Consider the following 17,024-nt stretch of genomic DNA (forward strand, 5'->3'; position numbering starts at 1 on the left):
CTGGACCTTTGCGCTCGACACTTCATCGTGCCGTGAAACATCGCGGGCCGGCGCCCGCCATACTGATCTCCATGCGGTTTCATCCCGCCGCACATCATCCGGAGCTTCACTATGGCGATCACCTGCTTCATCCGCTATCAGATCGACCCTTTCCAGCGCGCCGCTTTCGACGAATACGCCCGCAACTGGGGGCGTATTATTCCGCGCTGCGGCGGTCATCTGACTGGCTACTTTCTGCCGCACGAAGGCACCAACGACATTGCGTGGGGCTTGATCACGTTCGATAGTCTCGCCGCCTACGAAACCTATCGGGCGCGACTGCGAAGCGACGCCGAAGCGCTCGAGAACTTCCGCTTCGCGCAGACGCGGCGCTTCATTCTGCGCGAAGAGCGCAGTTTCACCGAAGTGGTCGACGGGACGTTCGGCCTCGCGCCGGTTTGAGCGACGCGCGCCGTGTGATAAAGATCACGCGGCTGTTTCAGGGTCGGGCGCCAGATCGCTAACCGGTGCTTGCCGCCGCGTTTGGCCCATTTCCTCATTTCCCCATTTGCCCCGCCTCCCCGCTTGCCGCATCCCCGGAAATCCCTCCACTTCGCGACGCAAGCCCAATCTGAAGACACCGTGAAGACACCGGCTCCGTCTAGCGGGCAAGCTTCGTGCTACCCCTATCGGCAGGGCCGTTCGCGCCCGTCCGCCGGGCATGGATGCTGTCATCGGCTATCGTTACGCCTGTCATGCACCTCACGCAGGGCACGCGTTGCGCCCCAGGCCCAGCCGACCGCCTTTACCCAACCACGATTCCCCCGCGGAACTTGTACGCCCCGGCCGGTGTCGGTTCATAGTCACGCCGCCGAACCTATCCCGTGTTTCGGCACAATGTCCGCACCCGGTATCCCGCCTTACACCCTATGCGCAAACTATTTCACGTCTGGCTTCTCCTTTTCTTCGTTATCGGCGCGGCGCCGGCTGTTGCCGCCGCCGCGCAAGCCGTGCCCGCGACACCGGTCTCCGGCAGCGCGGTCAGCCTGACGCCCGAGCAGGCGCGCGACGCCCTCGCCGTGCTCAACGACCCGAAACGCCGCGCGCAAGTCGCCGATACGCTGCAAGCGATCGCCGCAGCCGGCGCGCTGAGCGCGCCGCCCGTGGCCGCCTCGGCACCCGCCGCCGCGTCGGCCCCGACTGCGGCCAGCGGTCCCGCCACCCTCGTCCCGGACGCGTTCAAATCCAACGGACTCGCGTCGCAAATGGCCCGTCAGGGCGCGCATTGGGCGATGCACCTCGGCAAGTCCCTGCGCGGCTCGCTCGCCGCGCTGCTCGACGTCACGTCGGTGCGCGCGTGGTGGAACTGGCAGTTGACGAGCCCGCATGCGCGCGCCTTGCTGGTCAACGTCCTGTGGACGCTGCTGGCCGCGCTCGTGCCCGCACTGGTGGTCGAATGGCTCGCGCGGCGTCTGCTGCGCCGCGCATACCATGCGATCGCCGCGCGCCGCGAACGCAACGAGCAGGACGAATTCAACGACGAAGACGACGACGACGCACAAGCCACACAAGCCACGACGCCCACCGACGCCGCGCCACCCGCAGCCCAAACGCCCGGCGCCGCGCCGACCCTGCCTTTACCGCTGCCCACGGGGCCCGTGCCGCCGGTGCTCGAAGCCGAAGTGCAGGCGGTCAGCACTGCCGCGGTGGCCGATCCGGCTTCCGCCGAAGACCGCGTCATCGAAGCCCAGGGCAAACGCAAAGCCACTCACCACTGGACGCTGCTGCAGCGTCTGCCGCGCGCGCTGTTGATCACGGCGCTGCGCCTGCTGCCGCTCGTGGTGTTCGTCGGCGCGGCGAGCGCGCTGATCTCGGTATTTACCAGCGATGGCACCGCGCAGGACCGCGCGCTCGATTCGTTGATCGACATCTATGCGCTGTGCCGTGTAATCGTGATCATCGGCGACTTCTTTCTGCAACCCACCGCGCCGCGTCTGCGGCTGCTGCGCATGGGCGACGCGTGGGCCGTCTTCGTGCAACGCTGGATCGTGCGGATTGTCGGCGTGGTGGGCGCGGGCGTGGCGCTCGCCGAGGTCGGGCAGTCGCTCGGCCTGAACGACGCCGCGCATCTCGCGCTGTTGAAGATGGTGGCGCTCGCCGGTCACGTGATGATCTCGATCCTGATCCTGCAATGCGCAAGACCGGTCGGCGATCTGATCCGCCAGCGCTTGGCCACGCACGACTCGCTGGAAATGTTCGCCAATGCGTTCGCGGATGCCTGGGCCTGGTTCACGGCCGCCGTAGTGATGGCGCTGTGGTTCGTGTGGGCGTTCGACGTGCAGAACGGCTATCACGCGCTGCTTCACGTCGGCGGCTGGACCGTGGCGATTCTGGTCGGCGCGCGGCTCGCGTCGATCGTGATCTTCGGCGCGCTGGCGCGGCTCTTCCAGGCGCAGGACGAGTCGGCGAAATCACTCGTGCATCAGCACGCTTACCGCTATTACCCGCTGCTGCGGCGGATGATCAGCTGGGTCATCGGCGTCGTCACCGCGTTGGGGCTGTTGCAGGTGTGGGGCGCCGACGTCGTCGATCTGTTCCGCGCCGGCACGATCGGCCATCGGTTCGCGTCGGCGCTCGTCACTATCGGCGTAGCTGCGATCATCGCGCTGATCGTGTGGGAAATCGTCAACGTCTCGGTCGAACGGCGGCTCGAGCGCTGGACCACCAGCGGCGACCTCGTGCGCGCCGCGCGCCTGCGCACGCTGCTGCCGATGCTGCGCAGCGCGCTCTTCTGCGTGATCGCGCTAGTGGTGGTGCTGACCGGCCTGAGCGAACTCGGCGTAAACATCGGGCCGCTGCTCGCGGGCGCGAGCATCTTCGGCGTCGCGCTCGGCTTCGGCTCGCAAAAGCTGGTGCAGGATTTCATCACCGGCATTTTCCTGTTGATGGAGAACGCGATGCAGGTCGGCGACTGGGTCACGCTCGCGGGCGTGTCCGGCACGGTCGAATATCTGTCGATCCGCACCGTGCGGCTGCGCGGCAGCGACGGCTCGCTCTTCACCGTGCCGTTCAGTTCGGTGTCGACGGTGAACAACACGAATCGGGGACTCGGCAATGCGGCGGTGCGCGTGAACATCGTGTTCGGCCAGGACGTCGATCTGGCGATCAACACGCTCAAGGAAATCGGCGCCGCGCTGCGCGAGGACGAGAAATTTCAGGCCGGCATCCTGTCGGACTTCGCGTTCTGGGGCGTCGATGCGGTGGACGGCTCCGCGGTCACGCTGGCCGGTCAGATGCAGTGCCGCGACACCGCGCGCTGGGGCGTGCAGCGCGAATTCAACCGGCGCATCGTCGAGCGCTTCCGCGAACGCGGCATCGAGATCGCGAATCCGCAGCGCAATCTGCTGACGTGGGATGCACAGAGCGTGGCGGCGAAGGTTGAAGGGGGCGGCTCGTCCGGGCCGGCGTTGAAGGATGGACCGGTTGACGATGCGGCGTCGAGCGCGGCGACCCGAAAAGGCGATGCGCCGGTCGAGGACCAGATTCCCGTCGATCCGAAACCGGCAGGTGGTCCGGGAACGCCCGGCAATCCGGGGACGCCGTCGCCGCATGCATGATCCAGCACGTGTGAACGGCGCCTGGTGTTTGGGGCCAACGCGGGTTCGCCCCGGCGCCGGGCCGCTGTGATGCGCCCAGCGCGGGCTGCTGCCCGATGCCAACCCGCCAGGCGGCTCACACAACACCGTGCGCCGCGACGCCCGATCGCCCCTACCGCACCTGCCACCAACGCGGCAACAGGCGGCGCACTTCGGGCCGGCGATACCGGTCGTCGATCAGATGCACGACGCCCTGATCCTGTTCCGTGCGAATCACGCGACCGGCGGCCTGCACCACCTTCCGCAAACCCGGATACAGATACGTGTAGTCGTAGCCGTTGCCGAACCTCGCGTCCATCGTGCGGCGCATCTGCTCGTTGACCTCGTTCATTTGCGGCAAGCCGAGCGTCGCGATGAATGCGCCGATCAACTGCTGACCGGTCAGATCGACGCCTTCTGAAAACGCCCCGCCGAGCACGGCGAAACCCACCCCCTGATTCATGGTGCGAAAGCGCGCGAGAAACGCGTCGCGGGCGGCTTCGTCCATGCCTGGTTCCTGCGCCCAGACCGGCAAGCCCGGATGCCGCTCGCGCATCAGTTCGACCACCCGCTGCAGGTACTCGAAACTGCTCAGGAAGCCCAGGTAATTGCCCGGCTGCGCCGCATACTGCCGCGCGATCAGATCGACGATCGGCACGAGCGAGCGCTCGCGGTCGCGCCAGCGCGTCGACACATTACCCGCCACGTGCACCTGCAATTGCTCCGCGCGAAACGGCCCTTCGACGTCGAGCCATTGAGTCTGCTGCGGCAATCCCAGCGTGTCGCGATAGAAACGCTGCGGATCAAGCGTGCCGGAGAACATCACGGTGGTGCGCGCGGCCGCGTAGCGCGGCGCGAGGAACGGCGCGGGAATCACGTTGCGCACGCAGAGCGTGGCGCCGGTTTTGCCGCGCGGCGCGTAACGGTCCGCGCTGAACGTCACGTCGAAAATCGAGTGCTCGCCGAATTGCTCGGCCAGCGCGACGAAGTGCATCGCGTCGAAGAAAAAACGCAGCGCGGTGTCGTCGATTGAAAGCGGCGCATCGGCAAGCTGATCCGTGACCGCGCCGATCAGATTCTGCGCGGCCGACAGCAGTTTGCCCGGAATCCCGGTATAGACCTGATACGTGCCGCTCTGCGCGCGTTTGACAGCGCTCCACTCGCGCTGCAAGCGTTCGAGCGGCTTGCGCAAACTGGCCGGCGCGGTTTTGCGCGCGTTGCGCAACGCCGCCTGATCGAGCGATGCCGTGTACATGCGCCGCGCGCGGTCGAGCAGATTGTGCGCCTCGTCCACCAGCACGCCGACGCGCCACTGATTGATCTGTGTGAGCGCATACAGCATCGCGTTGCTGTCGTAGTAGTAGTTGTAATCGCCGACCACGACGTCGGCCCAGCGCGCCAGTTCCTGCGCCAGATAGTACGGGCAGACTTCGTGCGCGAGCGCGGCTGCGCGCACCGCCGCGCGATCGAGGCGCGGGCCCGCGAGTGCCGGGTCGAGTGCGCTGTTGAGTGCCGTATCGCGGGCCGCGTCGAGCCGGTCGTAGAAGCCGCGTGCGAGCGGACACGATTCGCCGTTGCACGCTTTGTCGGGATGCTCGCAGGCTTTGTCGCGCGCGACCAGTTCGAGCGTTCGCAACGGCAATCGCGCACCGGACGACGCGGCGCTCTGCTGCAGCGTGTCGATCGCACCGAGTGCGAGTGCCCGGCCCGGTGTCTTCGCGGTCAGAAAGAACACGCGGTCGATCTGCTCCGAGGCACACGCCTTGAGCAATGGAAAAATCGTCGCCAGCGTCTTGCCGATGCCGGTGGGCGCCTGCGCCATCAAGGGCTTACCGTCTCGCGCCGCGCGATATACCGACACTGCCAGCTCGCGCTGCCCGCTGCGAAACTGCTCGTGCGGAAACTGCAGCACGCCGAGCGCGGCGTTGCGTGCCGCGCGATGCGCCTCTTCCTGCACGGCCCAATCGAGAAAACACTCGCACTGCTCGACGAAGAATATCTCCAGCTCGCGCGCCGTATGCGTTTGCGCGAGCAGCGTCTCCTTCTGACTGCCGATGTCGAAGTACACCAGCGCAACCGTCAACTCGGCCAATCCGCGCGCACGGCACAGCAGATGCCCGTACACGAGTGCCTGCGCCCAATGCAGTGTGCGGTGATTGGCGGGCATGCGCTCCAGATCGCCGCGATGCGTCTTGACCTCCTCCAGACGATTCGCCGCCGGATCGTAACCGTCGGCGCGGCCGCGCACGGTGAGGCTGCGATGCGCACCCGTCAGCGTGATCTCGGTTTCGTAGCCGCTTGCGCGCCGCCCTGCCACCGTCGCGTGACCGGCCATGCCTTCGAGCGAGGTGGGTGCGGGTGTGAAGCGCAGGTCCAGATCGCCGCGCCGCGCGGTGAATTCGCACATTGCGCGCACGGCCACCACGTAACTCATGTGGCGGCTCCGTTGTCGAACGTCGCGACGGTCTCCGACGCGGCTGCGCCGTGCATCTGCGCATCATCGTGCCAATCTTCAGCCCAACGTACGTCGAGCACGCGCACCGGCATGCCGTGCTGCGCGCAATACGCGAGCCAGCGAATCTGGTTGTCCTGCAAGCGATCGCCGGGCCCCTTCACCTCGATCAGTTCATAGCGGCGCTCGGCCGGCCAGAAGCGGATCAGGTCCGGCAGGCCCGAACGGTTGCCGCGAATATCGCGCAGCAGGCGCTCGAACCACAGCTTCAGATGCGCGGCGGGCAGACAGTCGAGCGCGAGCGCGACAAGCTCCGGCGTCAGCAGGCCCCAGAACACGAACGGCGATTGCAGCCCCGCCTTACTGTGCAGATGCCGCAGAATCGTCTTGCGATAGGCCTCGCTATCGAGTTGCGCGAGACACGCGGCAAACTGGTCCGCGCGGCGCGCATGGAAATCCGGCGCATACAGATCGGCCGGGCCGCGCTGGAACGGATGAAAAAACGCGCCGGGCAGCGCCGCGAACACCGGCTCCCAGCACAGCAAACCGAATAGCGAATTGATCAGGGCGTTCTCGACGTAATGCACCGGCGCGGTATCGCACGTCAGATGATCGCGCGCGACGTATTCGACCGCTTGCGGCGTCTCGGGCTTCGGCAACACCAGCGTATTGCGCTCGACCGGGCGCGCTGCCGGCGTGCGCGGCGCCGGCTCGCCACGCTTGCGCCGCAAACGCGGCAACATGCGCGCGATGCGCTGCGCCTCCTCTTCGCTTTCCGGCGCGGCCGCGGCATGCGAGGCCAGCGCGAACGCTGCGTCGAAACGCTCGCTGCGTTCGAGCACGCGCATACGCCGATGACGCGCGCCAGGCCACGCGCAACGCTCATACACCGCGAGCGCGGCAGTCCAGTTCTGCTGCCGCTCGCACTCGTAGCCGATACGGAACAGCAGTTTCGCGCGACGCATGTCGAGCCACGGGTTTCCCGTTTCGATCGCGATCACCGTGGCGACGAGTTCGTCGATCGCGCTCGCGCTGTCGACGATGGGCAGCCACTCCAGCGCCTCACGGCATGCATGCAGCGCCAGATAAACATCGACGTCCGCGCGTTGCCGGAATGCGCGCGACGAGGGGCCGAACGCCACCTTTTCGTACTGGAACACGCCGAGATCGGCGAGCACGAACTCCGACCAGTCCTGCTGCAAATTGCCGAAGAACATCAGACGAAGCCGCTCGCACAGCGGTGCGATCGTGACGTGAAGAACGGTGTCCGTGGCGCCGCTGTGCCACGCGGCAAGCGGGCGACGTGCGGGATTTTCCGCGCCGCCGCCGGTTTCATGAAACGGCCCCAGCGTGTCCAGCAGATCGGATTTGCGCAAGCTCTTTGCGCCGGGAATCAAAGCGATGGCTTCGGCGAATATGTCCTGCAACTGGGGGCGCGTGCTGAGCGCGAACAGATCGTCGAGTGAAAGCTGCGGTTCGGTGTCGACCCAGCCGAGCGCCGCCATTGGCGCGGCCGCCTGCAACGGGCAGCCGATCTCGTCATACGCCAGACGGCTCGCGCGAAACAGCGCGCCTTTGCGCATCAGCATGCGCACCAGCAGCGCGCGCGATGCTTGCGGCAAGCCGGCGAACGCGGTGAGGAACGCCAGTTCGTGCGCGTCCATCAGATCGTCGTAACGCGCGGCGAGCCACGCCAGGGCGCGCTCGAAGTTCAGCAGGTAGTAAGGGACGTCAGAGCGGAGTTCTGATCGAGCATCGGTTGCCACGGGTTTTTGCATAACCTGTATGTTTATACAGTGATGATAGCAAAGTCCGTGGCGGGTTCTGCGCGTAGGCGCGCCCGAGCAATGAAACACGCACGCCGCCCCGCTTGGGCTGCACGTCCCCTCGCCAACGAATATTCGACGGAACCGAGTCGATCGCGTTCGATGGATCGTCCCGTCAGGGCGCGACCCACACCACAGTCAGCGAGCGCACGCCCTGCGCGCCGCGAATCAGCACACCTTCGATATCGGCCGTCGCCGACGGTCCCGTGACGAGCGCCGCATAACGCGCGGCACGGAAGTCGTCGCGCCGGTAAACGTCCTGCAAGCCGTCGATCAATTGCGCCGGATCGAGCAGCACGACCAGGTGCTGGACGATATAGCCCAGCGCGTTGACGACATACTCGCGCTCGCTGAACCACACCGAGCCCGTTTCGGCGACCCCAAAGCGCGCCCGCACCACGCCGACGTCGATGTCCTGCAACGAAGCGGGCTCCGTGTCCGCCGCGAGCACGCGCGTGCCCTGCACCTCGGGCGTTGCCGATGCAATCGATGCGTCGGCGCCGAAGCGCTCGCGAATCAGCACGCTCACGTCGCCGGCAGCCGCCACGTCGACGCAGGCGCCGCCCATCATCTGCAATGCCGCTGTAAACCGGGCGCGCAAATCGCCGCCCGGCGCGTCGAACAACGGCACGTCGGGACGCGGCCGCGCCGCTGGTTGCGCCTGCCGTACTTTCGCCAGAAAAGCCTCACGCGTTGCCATCGCCGCCTCCACGATTCTTTTTGTACCAGGCATGGAAGGTGAGCTTCGGCGCCTCCGGCAACTCGCGCTGTTTGCCCCAGATATTGAGCGGGTTGTACAGCATGAAATTCGGCAGATGCCGCAATGCGCCGCCCATCGACGACACCGTTGCGCGATACAGAGTCGGACTCGCGAGCAGACGCCCCGCCATCTTCAACACCTCCTGCTTCACGAACGGCACTTCATGACGCTCGGCGATCACCGTGCGCCATTTGTAAATCTGCTCGTGAATGTTGATCTTCACCGGACACACGTTCGTGCAACTGCCGTTGAGCGTCGACGCGAACGGCAGCGCGCTATAGCGCTTCAGATCGAACGTCGGATTGATGATCGCGCCGATGGGCCCGGAGTAAGTGCCGCCATACGACAGCCCCCCGCTGCGCCGATACACCGGACAGGTATTCATGCACGCGCCGCAGCGGATGCATTTGAGCGAGTACCAGAAGTCCTCCATCGCCAGGCGCTCCGAGCGGCCGTGATCGACGAGGATGTAATGCATCTCGGTACCCGGCCGCGGCGCACGGAAATGCGACGTGTACTGCGTGATCGGCGAACCGAGCGCGCTGCGCGACAGCATGCGCACGAACACGCCGAGGTCCGACACCCTGGGAATGATCTTCTCGATACCGATCGACGCGATATGCAGCGGCGGGACGTTCGCCGACAGATCCGCATTGCCTTCGTTAGTACACACGACGACCGTGCCCGTCTCCGCCACCGCGAAATTGCAGCCGGTCATGCCGGCGGTTTTCTCGCGCACGAAGTAAGGACGCGTGTTCATCCGCTGGCTTTCAGCGAGATAGTGAATGTCGCTGTTCTTCGGATCGGTGCCGATGGTGCGGCCGAACAGTTCGGCGACGTCGGCGCGCAGTTTATGAACCGCGGGCACCACCATATGACTCGGGTCCTGATGATCGAGCTGCTGGATGCGTTCACCGAGATCCGTCTCCATCACCGTGATGCCGCGCGGTTCGAGATACTCGCGCATCTTGCATTCGTCGGTGAGCATCGACTTGCTTTTGACGAGCGTGGTCATGCCGCGCTCCGACATGATCTTGTGCACCAGCGCGTTGTGCTCCTCGGCGGTGGCGGCCCAATGCACCACCACGCCGTTGGCCTCAGCCGCCGCCGCAAACTGTTCGAGATAGTCGGACAGATGCGACAACGCGTGTTCCTTGATGCCCGATGCCAGTTCGCGCAGCGTCTCCCATTCGGCGATGCCGTGCGCCTGCGCGTCGCGCTTCTCACGCAAATCCCACAGACGCTTGTCGTGAAACGCAACGTGCTCGGTCTTCTTGATGAAAGCGCCCGCCGCTTTCGCGTGATCGATCCGACTCATGCGCGTGCTCCGTTGAGAACCTGCGCGATATGGATGAAGCGCGCATCGGCTTTCATGCGTTCCGCGCAGCCTTGTTGGTGCATCAGGCACGACATGTCGCCGGATACGATGTATTCGGCGCCCGCCTGCAGATGGTCGCGCACCTTGTCCTGTCCCATGCGCACCGACACCGGTTCCTCGGTGACCGAGAACGTGCCGCCGAACCCGCAGCATTCGTCAGGCCTTGCCGGCTTGACGAACTCGATGCCCTTCACGCCTTCGAGCAACGCGCGCGGCTTCGAAAATGGCGTGGCCGCGATTTCCGACACCGACGCTTCCTTCAGATGGCGCAACGCGCTGCAACTGTTGTGCAAGCCGACGCGATGCGGAAACTCGGCCCACGGGAATTCACGCGCGCCGACCACGTCATGCAGAAACTCCACCAGTTCATAGGCATTCGCGCGGACCTTCTTCACGTCGCCGGTCTGCTCGATCGCGCTCAGATGCTCGCGCACATGATGAATGCAGCTCGCCGACGGCCCGACGATGTAGTCGTAGCCCGCGAAGTTACGCGCGAACACACGCTCTGCGCCGGCTGCCTCGGCGTGCGCGCCGCTGTTGGCCATCGGTTGGCCGCAGCAGGTTTGCTCCTGCGGATAGTCGACCTCGATGCCGAAGCGTTCGAGCAGTTCGAGCGTGGCGATGCCCACTTCGGGATAGAACGCGTCGATGAAGCAGGGGATGAACAGGGCGACTTTCATACTCTCTTTGGAATGACGAAGCGGCGGCGGGGACTCGCCTACTCTACCGTGGAATCGGGCTGCGAAGCCATGGCGGCTCGGTTTGCGTTCGGTGGAGCGGTACTGGGGTGATTTGTAAGACTGGTCATGTTGGTCTGACCAAGAATATAAGGAAGTCGCCGGTGGGTGTCAATCCGGGGAAAGCGGGGAACAGGAACTGGAAAAGCAGGAGTGAGCGGACTGGCCCGTGCCGCGCGCTCACTCAATCAGGCAATCACGAGATCGCGCTTGCCGAAGGTTTCGCCGCATCGTCCTTATACATCTCGCGCACGTAGGTAAGATGACGCTCGGCCGCCTTGCGCGCCTTCTGCGCGTCGCGCGCCATCACGGCGTCGTAGATAGCCTGATGCTGGTTCATCAACTGCTTTTCCATCGCGTCATCGTAGTCGATCAACCGATGATACTGACGCATACCCTCGCGAATCAGCGTGTGGATGCCGTGCATCACGTGCGCCAGCGCGACGTTGTGCGTCGAGTCGGCAATCGCGAGGTGAAACGCGGCGTCCAGTTCAGCGAGATTCACGCGATCTCCTGACAAGGAGCCCGCCTTCAATGCGTCGAACGCCGCGCTGATCTTCTTGAGGTCCGCGGCGGTGGCGCGTTGCGCGGCATACACCGTCGAAATCGATTCGAGTCCCTGGCGCAACTCGAGAATATCGGCACTGGTGCGCGGATTTTGCAGCAGCAACTCGGCGAGCGGCCTGGAGATGATCGGTGCGGTCACGTCGACCACCGTAAAGCCGCCGCGCCCCGAGGTTTCGATATACCCGTCCGCCTCGAGCCGGATCAGCGCTTCGCGCAACGAAGGGCGCGACACGCCGAGCTGCGTTGCCAGATCACGCTCGGCCGGCAGCCGGTCGCCCGGCATCAAGGTGCCCTCGGAGATCAGCTGCTTGATCTGGTCGGACACCACGTCGGAGAGTCGTTTGCGCGTGAAGGACTGGATCGGGAGGAATGGCATGGGCAGCGATGAGGGAAGCCGGTTCGAAAGACAGCCTGGCAGGCAGCGGACCACCAACGTTCTACACGCAACGTCGAAGCACTACCTCGCAGTGCGTGAATTATACCGTTCAACGGTTTGCGCCGAATGTGCGCGGCGGGGACGACACGCGGCACGACGGGCCACGCGCCTCAATCTCCAGGCGCGGCACATGCCGCAACGTCAACTCCCCCTCACCGCACCCGCAACCCGTCCACGAACGCGGCGATCCGCTCGCACGCATCGATCAGCCGCGCTTCATCCACCACGAAGCCGAGGCGCACGAATCCGTTCGCAGTCTCGCCGAAAGCGCTCGCGTCGAGCACCGACACGCCCTTCGCGCGAAACAGTTGCCAGGTGAAATCGACCGTTTCGAGCCCCGTGCCGCTGACGTCGACCATCATGAACATGCCTGCCTCGGGCAACAGGCAGCGCAGGCCCGGCACGCGATGTAGCCGCTCGAATACGACGTTGCGGCGGCGCCGGTAGATCTCGCGCATTTCGGCGACGATCGCCGCCTTGTTCTGCACGGCCGTCAACGCGGCCTGCTGGATGAAGCCGGGCAGACCGTAGAGCATTGCCAGCGCGAGGCGCCCCATATGCTCGATCAGTTCCGTGGGCCCGACCGCCCAGCCGACGCGCCAACCTGCCATCGCATGCGACTTCGACAGACTGCCGAGCGTCACCGTGCGCTCCGCCATGCCGGGTAGCGACACGATGCTCACGTGTTCGCGCTCGAATGTGAGCTCCGCATAGACCTCGTCGGATAGCACCCACAAGTCGTGCTGACAGGCGAGCTGCGCAATGCGTTCGAGATCGGCACGCGGCATCACCACGCCGGTCGGATTGCATGGCGTGGCGAAGAAAATCGCCTTGGTGCGCGGCGTGAGCGCCGCTTCGAGCGCATCGCAGTCGACGTGAAACGCCCGCGCCGGATCGACCGGCACCGGCACGAGCGTGGCGCCCGCCGCGCGCACGCAAGCCTCATAGGTGAGATACATCGGCTCGGGGACGATCACTTCGTCGCCCGCTTCGAGCAGACACAGCGACACGGCAAACACGCCGTTCTGCGCGCCCGCGGTCAGAATCACGTTGGCGGCGCTCGCGGCGCTTCCGGTCGTGCGCGCATGTTCGACGGCAATCGCCTCGCGCAGCGGCTCGCGGCCCGACACCGCGCTGTAATGCGTATCGCCGCCGCGCAATGCGTCGATCGCGCGCTCGACGATCGGCGCGGGCGTCGCGAAGTCCGGGTCGCCCACGCTCAGCACGATGACGTCATCGCCCGCGGCGGCGGCCAGTTGTGCGACACGATGGATTTCCCACGCCGACGTGCGTCTGCCTTGCAGGCGCCCGACCAGATTCGAGTACTTCATTGCGCTCACCCGTTTCGATTTGAGCCGCCAATGTAATGGCGCGCGCACGAAACGTCCAGATACGAAAAAGGGCCACGCGAGCGGACAGCCTCGCGTGGCCCTCGTGCGCGGCCCTTTCCGACAGGGCGCGGCGCGCTTAAATCTGGCGGCGCAATTCCGCCGGCGGCACCTTCATCAGATGCCGGTACTTCGCGACGGTGCGCCGCGCCACGAGCACACCCTGGTCCGCGAGCATCTTCGCGAGCGTCACGTCGGAGAGCGGGTCACGCGTGTTTTCGGCGGCGATCATTTCCTTGAGCAGCGCGCGCACCGCCGCCGCCGAACACGTGCCGCCGCTTTCAGTGCCCAGCTCGCGCGGGAAGAAGTGTTTGAACTCGAAGATGCCGCGCGGGGTCGCCATATATTTGTTGCCGGTCGCGCGCGAAATCGTCGATTCGTGCAGGCCGAGTTCTTCGGCCACGTCACGCAGTACCATCGGCTTCAGTGCGATTTCGCCGTATTGGAAGAAGGCCTTCTGATGCGCGACGATGCACTCGGCGACGCGTTGAATCGTGTCGAAGCGTTGCTGCGCGTTGCGGATCAGCCAGCGCGCTTCCTGCAGCTGCTGGGCGAGCGGCGAGCGGCTCGCGCCGGCCGACTGCGCAAACAACTCAGCGTACATGCGATGAATCCGCGCGCGCGGCTGCACCGCCGGATTGATCGACACCACCCACTTGTTGCGCACCTGACGCACGATCACGTCCGGCACGACGTAGTTGTCTTCCGTGCGGCCGTAGCAGTTGCCCGGCTTCGGATCGAGCTTGCGCACGAGCGCACAGGCCACGCGCAATTCATCGGCGCTGCAGCCGATCTGCTTTTGCAATTCAGCCTGCTCGCGGCGCGCGAGACGTTCCAGATGATGTTCGACGATCTGCTGTGCGACGTGGCGCCCCGGCGTGTCGGCAGGCAATGCATGGACCTGCAGCAACAGACACTCCGACAACGACCGCGCACCCAGCCCCGGACGATCGAGCGATTGCACGAGACGCAGCGCGACCAGCAACTCTTCTTCGGTCAGTTCCGGTTCGAGATCGACGCTATCGGCGAGATCGGAGAGCTCCTGGCGCAGATAGCCGTCCTCGTCGAGCGCTTCGATGATAAAGCGGGCCACCGCGCGGTCGCGATCGTCGAGACGGTAAAGGCGCAGCGAGTCGTGCAACTGCTCGCGCAAGGTCGGTTGCGAACGGGCCCATTCGGCGGGATCGCTACTATCGGAGTCGCCGTTCTGGCGCGCCGAACTGCGCGTGCTGTAGTCGCCCGAAAAGTCGCCGGGCATGTCGTCCTGGCCTGCGCTTTCCAGCGTGTCGTTACCGGCGGTTTCTGACTGCAGCGCCTCGGGTTCGGCGGCGGCGACCGTGTCCGTCGCGACCGCCTCGCCGGTTTCCTCGCCCGTCGATGCGGTGGCGAGCGCGACATCTTCCGTTTCCGACGAGTCATATTCGAGGAATGGATTGGTGTCGAGCGCGGTGCGCAACTCCTGTTGAAACTCCAGAGACGACAACTGCAACAAACGCACTGATTGCTGCAGACGCGGCGTGAGTGCGAGAGACTGCCTTGTGCGTAGTTCAATTGAAGGCATTGTAGTGAGGTCCCGTAATTGAGCTGGAAAATGACTGTGGCCTCAATAGAGCAACTGTCGTACCAGATCCTCCAACACCCTGTTTCTTATACCCTTTGTTTTTTCAGGCCCGCCAATTGCGCAGTGGTGGCGCGCGCTTTTTACAAATACCCGGCAAATTCCGGTTCCCCTCCCGTGACCTCGCCCAAGCACCGGCCACGCCTGTCGTCCTCCCTATTCATCAGCCTAAATGTATGTGCGGTAACGGCTTTCCGGCGCGGGAGCCGTTCGCCTCGGGCCCCGGGCACATCACTTGCGAATCAGCCTGTGTGGACGGACGTCGGCTCTTTGCACGCAAACGCACTCTCGCAACGCACTGCACGGACCTTCGCCCGGTGTCGATAACGGGGCCCTGACGGAACCGTAGCGGCAACGACCCCACGCGAGTCATCGGCGGTTCCGGCCGCGATCGACCGCAGGCAACAAGACCGCAATTTTCATCAACACCCGAAGGAGAAACCATGAAGACGATCCAGTTTCTGAAGACCGCCGGCAGCATTGCTTGTGTCGCATTCGCACTGAACGCCACCGCGCAAACCGCCGCGCCGGCGCCGGCTGCCGCATCCGAATCGATGGGCCAGCACGTGGACGACACCGCTATCACCACCAAGGCCAAGGCAGATCTGCTGGCTGCGAAAAACGTCAAGTCGACCCACATTCATGTGAAAACCCGCAAGGGTGTCGTGTCGCTGACGGGTTCCGTGCCCTCGGCTGACGACAAGGCCGCAGCCGAAGAAGTTGTGCAGGCCGTGAAGGGCGTGTCGAGCGTGAAGAACCATCTGAAGGTCGCTGCCGAATAAGACCGGTCGCCTGGAGCATGCCGGTTGCGGCCGGCAGCTCCTTGCAGTGGCGTCACCACGCAGCATGAAAAAGCCGTCCGCGATTCAGATCGCGGACGGCTTAATTTATTGGGCTGCTTCGTTTGGCCTTCGTTTGCCTGCTTTTTGCACGCGTAGTCCGTGCTAGTTCGTGCTCAGGGATAGAGACCGGCGCCCCCGCAGACGCCGGCCGCCTACTGGCTTTTAACGACGGCCCGCATATTGATCGCGCAAATCCCGCACGCGATCATGATTTTGCAACACGCCCTGATACTGCCGTTCGACGATCGCGCGCACGTCAACCGGCAAATCCTTTTCGAGCGCGTCGTGATAGCGCTTCTTCGCGACGTCCTCGCCCTTTTCGCATTCAGCCAGGATTTCGTGGTCGCTGCGATCAGTGACCGCCGATTTCACATCGACCCAGCCGCGATGCAGGGCACCGCTCATGCTGCCGCCCGTTTCGGGCTTGCCGCCCAGGCTTTGCACCGCATCCTGCAACTCGCGCGCGCCGCGCGTGCAGTCGTCGGCACGCGACAGGAACATCGTCTTCAGTTGCGCGTCGTGTGCATCCTCGGCTGCCTTGCGAAAGCCCTTCTCGCCATCCTTCGACGTTTCGACCAGATCGTTCAGCACGGAAACAACGTTCGTAGCCATTCAATACCTCCGGGTTTCGTTGATCGCAGAATCCGCTGCCGGCCTTGCGCGAGGCCCGTGTGCGACGCATCGATCGCACACGGGCCACACAAAGGCCTTCAGGCAACGGGGTTCATCCATCTGCTCGCATGCGCCGTGCCCGGCGCTGCGTTCACGCGACGTATGGCGCGGTGCACGATCACACGCCGCCAAACTTGCCAGGCGCGCGTAAATGTTGCGCGGCACACTGCCCCTGCGAGAGCGCGAAAGCCCCATACGACAGGGGTCTTACGCGATGGCATGACGGTTGCTCATTCAAGGCTCGGCCCGCGTCGTGCAGTGCACGCATCGACGCCGGGCAAGACTTGCCGAAGGCATTGAAAACAATGGGCAGGCAATAACGACAGGGAGCATTACATGAAGAAGATCAGAAGCGCGCGATTTCTCGCCGTCGTGGCGATCGTCTCGTCGGCCACCGTCATGCAGATTCGTGAAGGCATGCATGCGCACGAGGCGTCGCCAACGAATGCGCAGGCGACGCTATCCTTATGCGCAGCCACGCGTGACGGGCTCATACCCGCAAGCTGTGAATCGACGCGTGGGGAGCGTAAGCTGGAACGCGACATTCAACCGCAACATGGTGCGCAGCGGCAACTCTGGGTGTAATGGCAACAGGCATTAAAAGCTTCGCGCCGACCACCTCTGCTCGAATCAACCGCACGATTGAACTCCCGACTTTCCCACCAAAGCGGGACGGCCCCGGCAAAAGCCGGGCGGGAGGCGGGGAACCAGGCCAGGCACCCCAACAGGCGGGG

General features: G+C 64.7%; 13 protein-coding genes. 4 read left to right on the forward strand and 9 right to left on the reverse strand.

The genetic code is table 11. The features are described from left to right. Positions 1-111: 111 nt before the first annotated feature. On the forward strand, positions 112-441 hold the full coding sequence (locus PQQ53_RS19145) for an NIPSNAP family protein (protein WP_408144917.1): 330 nt from the start codon (positions 112-114) through the stop codon (positions 439-441). Positions 442-908: 467 nt separating this feature from the next. Beyond that, positions 909-3,596 carry a mechanosensitive ion channel family protein gene (locus PQQ53_RS19150; protein WP_408325319.1) on the forward strand — a complete coding sequence of 896 codons (2,688 nt, stop codon included), beginning with the start codon at positions 909-911 and terminating at the stop codon, positions 3,594-3,596. Positions 3,597-3,747: 151 nt separating this feature from the next. Here the strand turns inward: PQQ53_RS19150 and PQQ53_RS19155 are convergent, their stop codons facing one another. The 8 genes from PQQ53_RS19155 to PQQ53_RS19190 all read right to left on the reverse strand — a co-directional run bounded on the left by PQQ53_RS19155 (position 3,748) and on the right by PQQ53_RS19190 (position 14,719). After that, a complete protein-coding gene (locus PQQ53_RS19155; RefSeq protein ID WP_408325320.1) occupies positions 3,748-6,048 on the reverse strand; it encodes an ATP-dependent DNA helicase in 2,301 nt (766 codons plus the stop codon). Continuing rightward, positions 6,045-7,832 carry a VRR-NUC domain-containing protein gene (locus PQQ53_RS19160; protein WP_408325348.1) on the reverse strand — a complete coding sequence of 596 codons (1,788 nt, stop codon included), beginning with the start codon at positions 7,830-7,832 and terminating at the stop codon, positions 6,045-6,047. Before PQQ53_RS19160 ends, PQQ53_RS19155 begins: the two co-directional genes overlap by 4 nt. Before the next feature lie 175 nt (positions 7,833-8,007). Then, positions 8,008-8,592 carry a LutC/YkgG family protein gene (locus PQQ53_RS19165; RefSeq protein ID WP_408325322.1) on the reverse strand — a complete coding sequence of 195 codons (585 nt, stop codon included), beginning with the start codon at positions 8,590-8,592 and terminating at the stop codon, positions 8,008-8,010. Further along, positions 8,579-9,970 carry a lactate utilization protein B gene (locus PQQ53_RS19170; protein ID WP_408153225.1) on the reverse strand — a complete coding sequence of 464 codons (1,392 nt, stop codon included), beginning with the start codon at positions 9,968-9,970 and terminating at the stop codon, positions 8,579-8,581. The genes PQQ53_RS19165 and PQQ53_RS19170 overlap by 14 nt, the downstream gene beginning before the upstream one ends. Continuing rightward, positions 9,967-10,710, reverse strand: a complete 744-nt coding sequence (locus PQQ53_RS19175; protein WP_408144907.1) for a (Fe-S)-binding protein — start codon at positions 10,708-10,710, stop codon at positions 9,967-9,969. Before PQQ53_RS19175 ends, PQQ53_RS19170 begins: the two co-directional genes overlap by 4 nt. Before the next feature lie 253 nt (positions 10,711-10,963). Beyond that, positions 10,964-11,710: a FadR/GntR family transcriptional regulator gene (locus PQQ53_RS19180; RefSeq protein ID WP_408153223.1), complete on the reverse strand. Its 747-nt coding sequence runs from the start codon at positions 11,708-11,710 to the stop codon at positions 10,964-10,966. 212 nt (positions 11,711-11,922) lie between these two features. Then, positions 11,923-13,101, reverse strand: a complete 1,179-nt coding sequence (locus PQQ53_RS19185) for a pyridoxal phosphate-dependent aminotransferase (RefSeq protein ID WP_408144903.1) — start codon at positions 13,099-13,101, stop codon at positions 11,923-11,925. A gap of 136 nt (positions 13,102-13,237) precedes the next feature. Next, entirely contained in the window at positions 13,238-14,719 is a 1,482-nt protein-coding gene (locus PQQ53_RS19190; protein ID WP_408325325.1) for an RNA polymerase factor sigma-54, read from the reverse strand. A gap of 500 nt (positions 14,720-15,219) precedes the next feature. Between PQQ53_RS19190 and PQQ53_RS19195 the strand changes: the two genes are divergently transcribed. Continuing rightward, entirely contained in the window at positions 15,220-15,558 is a 339-nt protein-coding gene (locus tag PQQ53_RS19195; protein WP_408144899.1) for a BON domain-containing protein, read from the forward strand. 222 nt (positions 15,559-15,780) lie between these two features. On the opposite strand, the gene PQQ53_RS19200 is transcribed toward PQQ53_RS19195, so the two are convergent. Beyond that, positions 15,781-16,230, reverse strand: coding sequence for a PA2169 family four-helix-bundle protein (locus tag PQQ53_RS19200; protein ID WP_408144897.1), 450 nt, complete (start codon positions 16,228-16,230; stop codon positions 15,781-15,783). Between the two features lie 396 nt (positions 16,231-16,626). Between PQQ53_RS19200 and PQQ53_RS19205 the strand changes: the two genes are divergently transcribed. Then, entirely contained in the window at positions 16,627-16,875 is a 249-nt protein-coding gene (locus tag PQQ53_RS19205; RefSeq protein WP_408325328.1) for a hypothetical protein, read from the forward strand. Positions 16,876-17,024: the final 149 nt, after the last annotated feature.

Source organism: Paraburkholderia strydomiana, assembly GCF_046030495.1.
GTDB lineage: Bacteria > Pseudomonadota > Gammaproteobacteria > Burkholderiales > Burkholderiaceae > Paraburkholderia > Paraburkholderia strydomiana_A.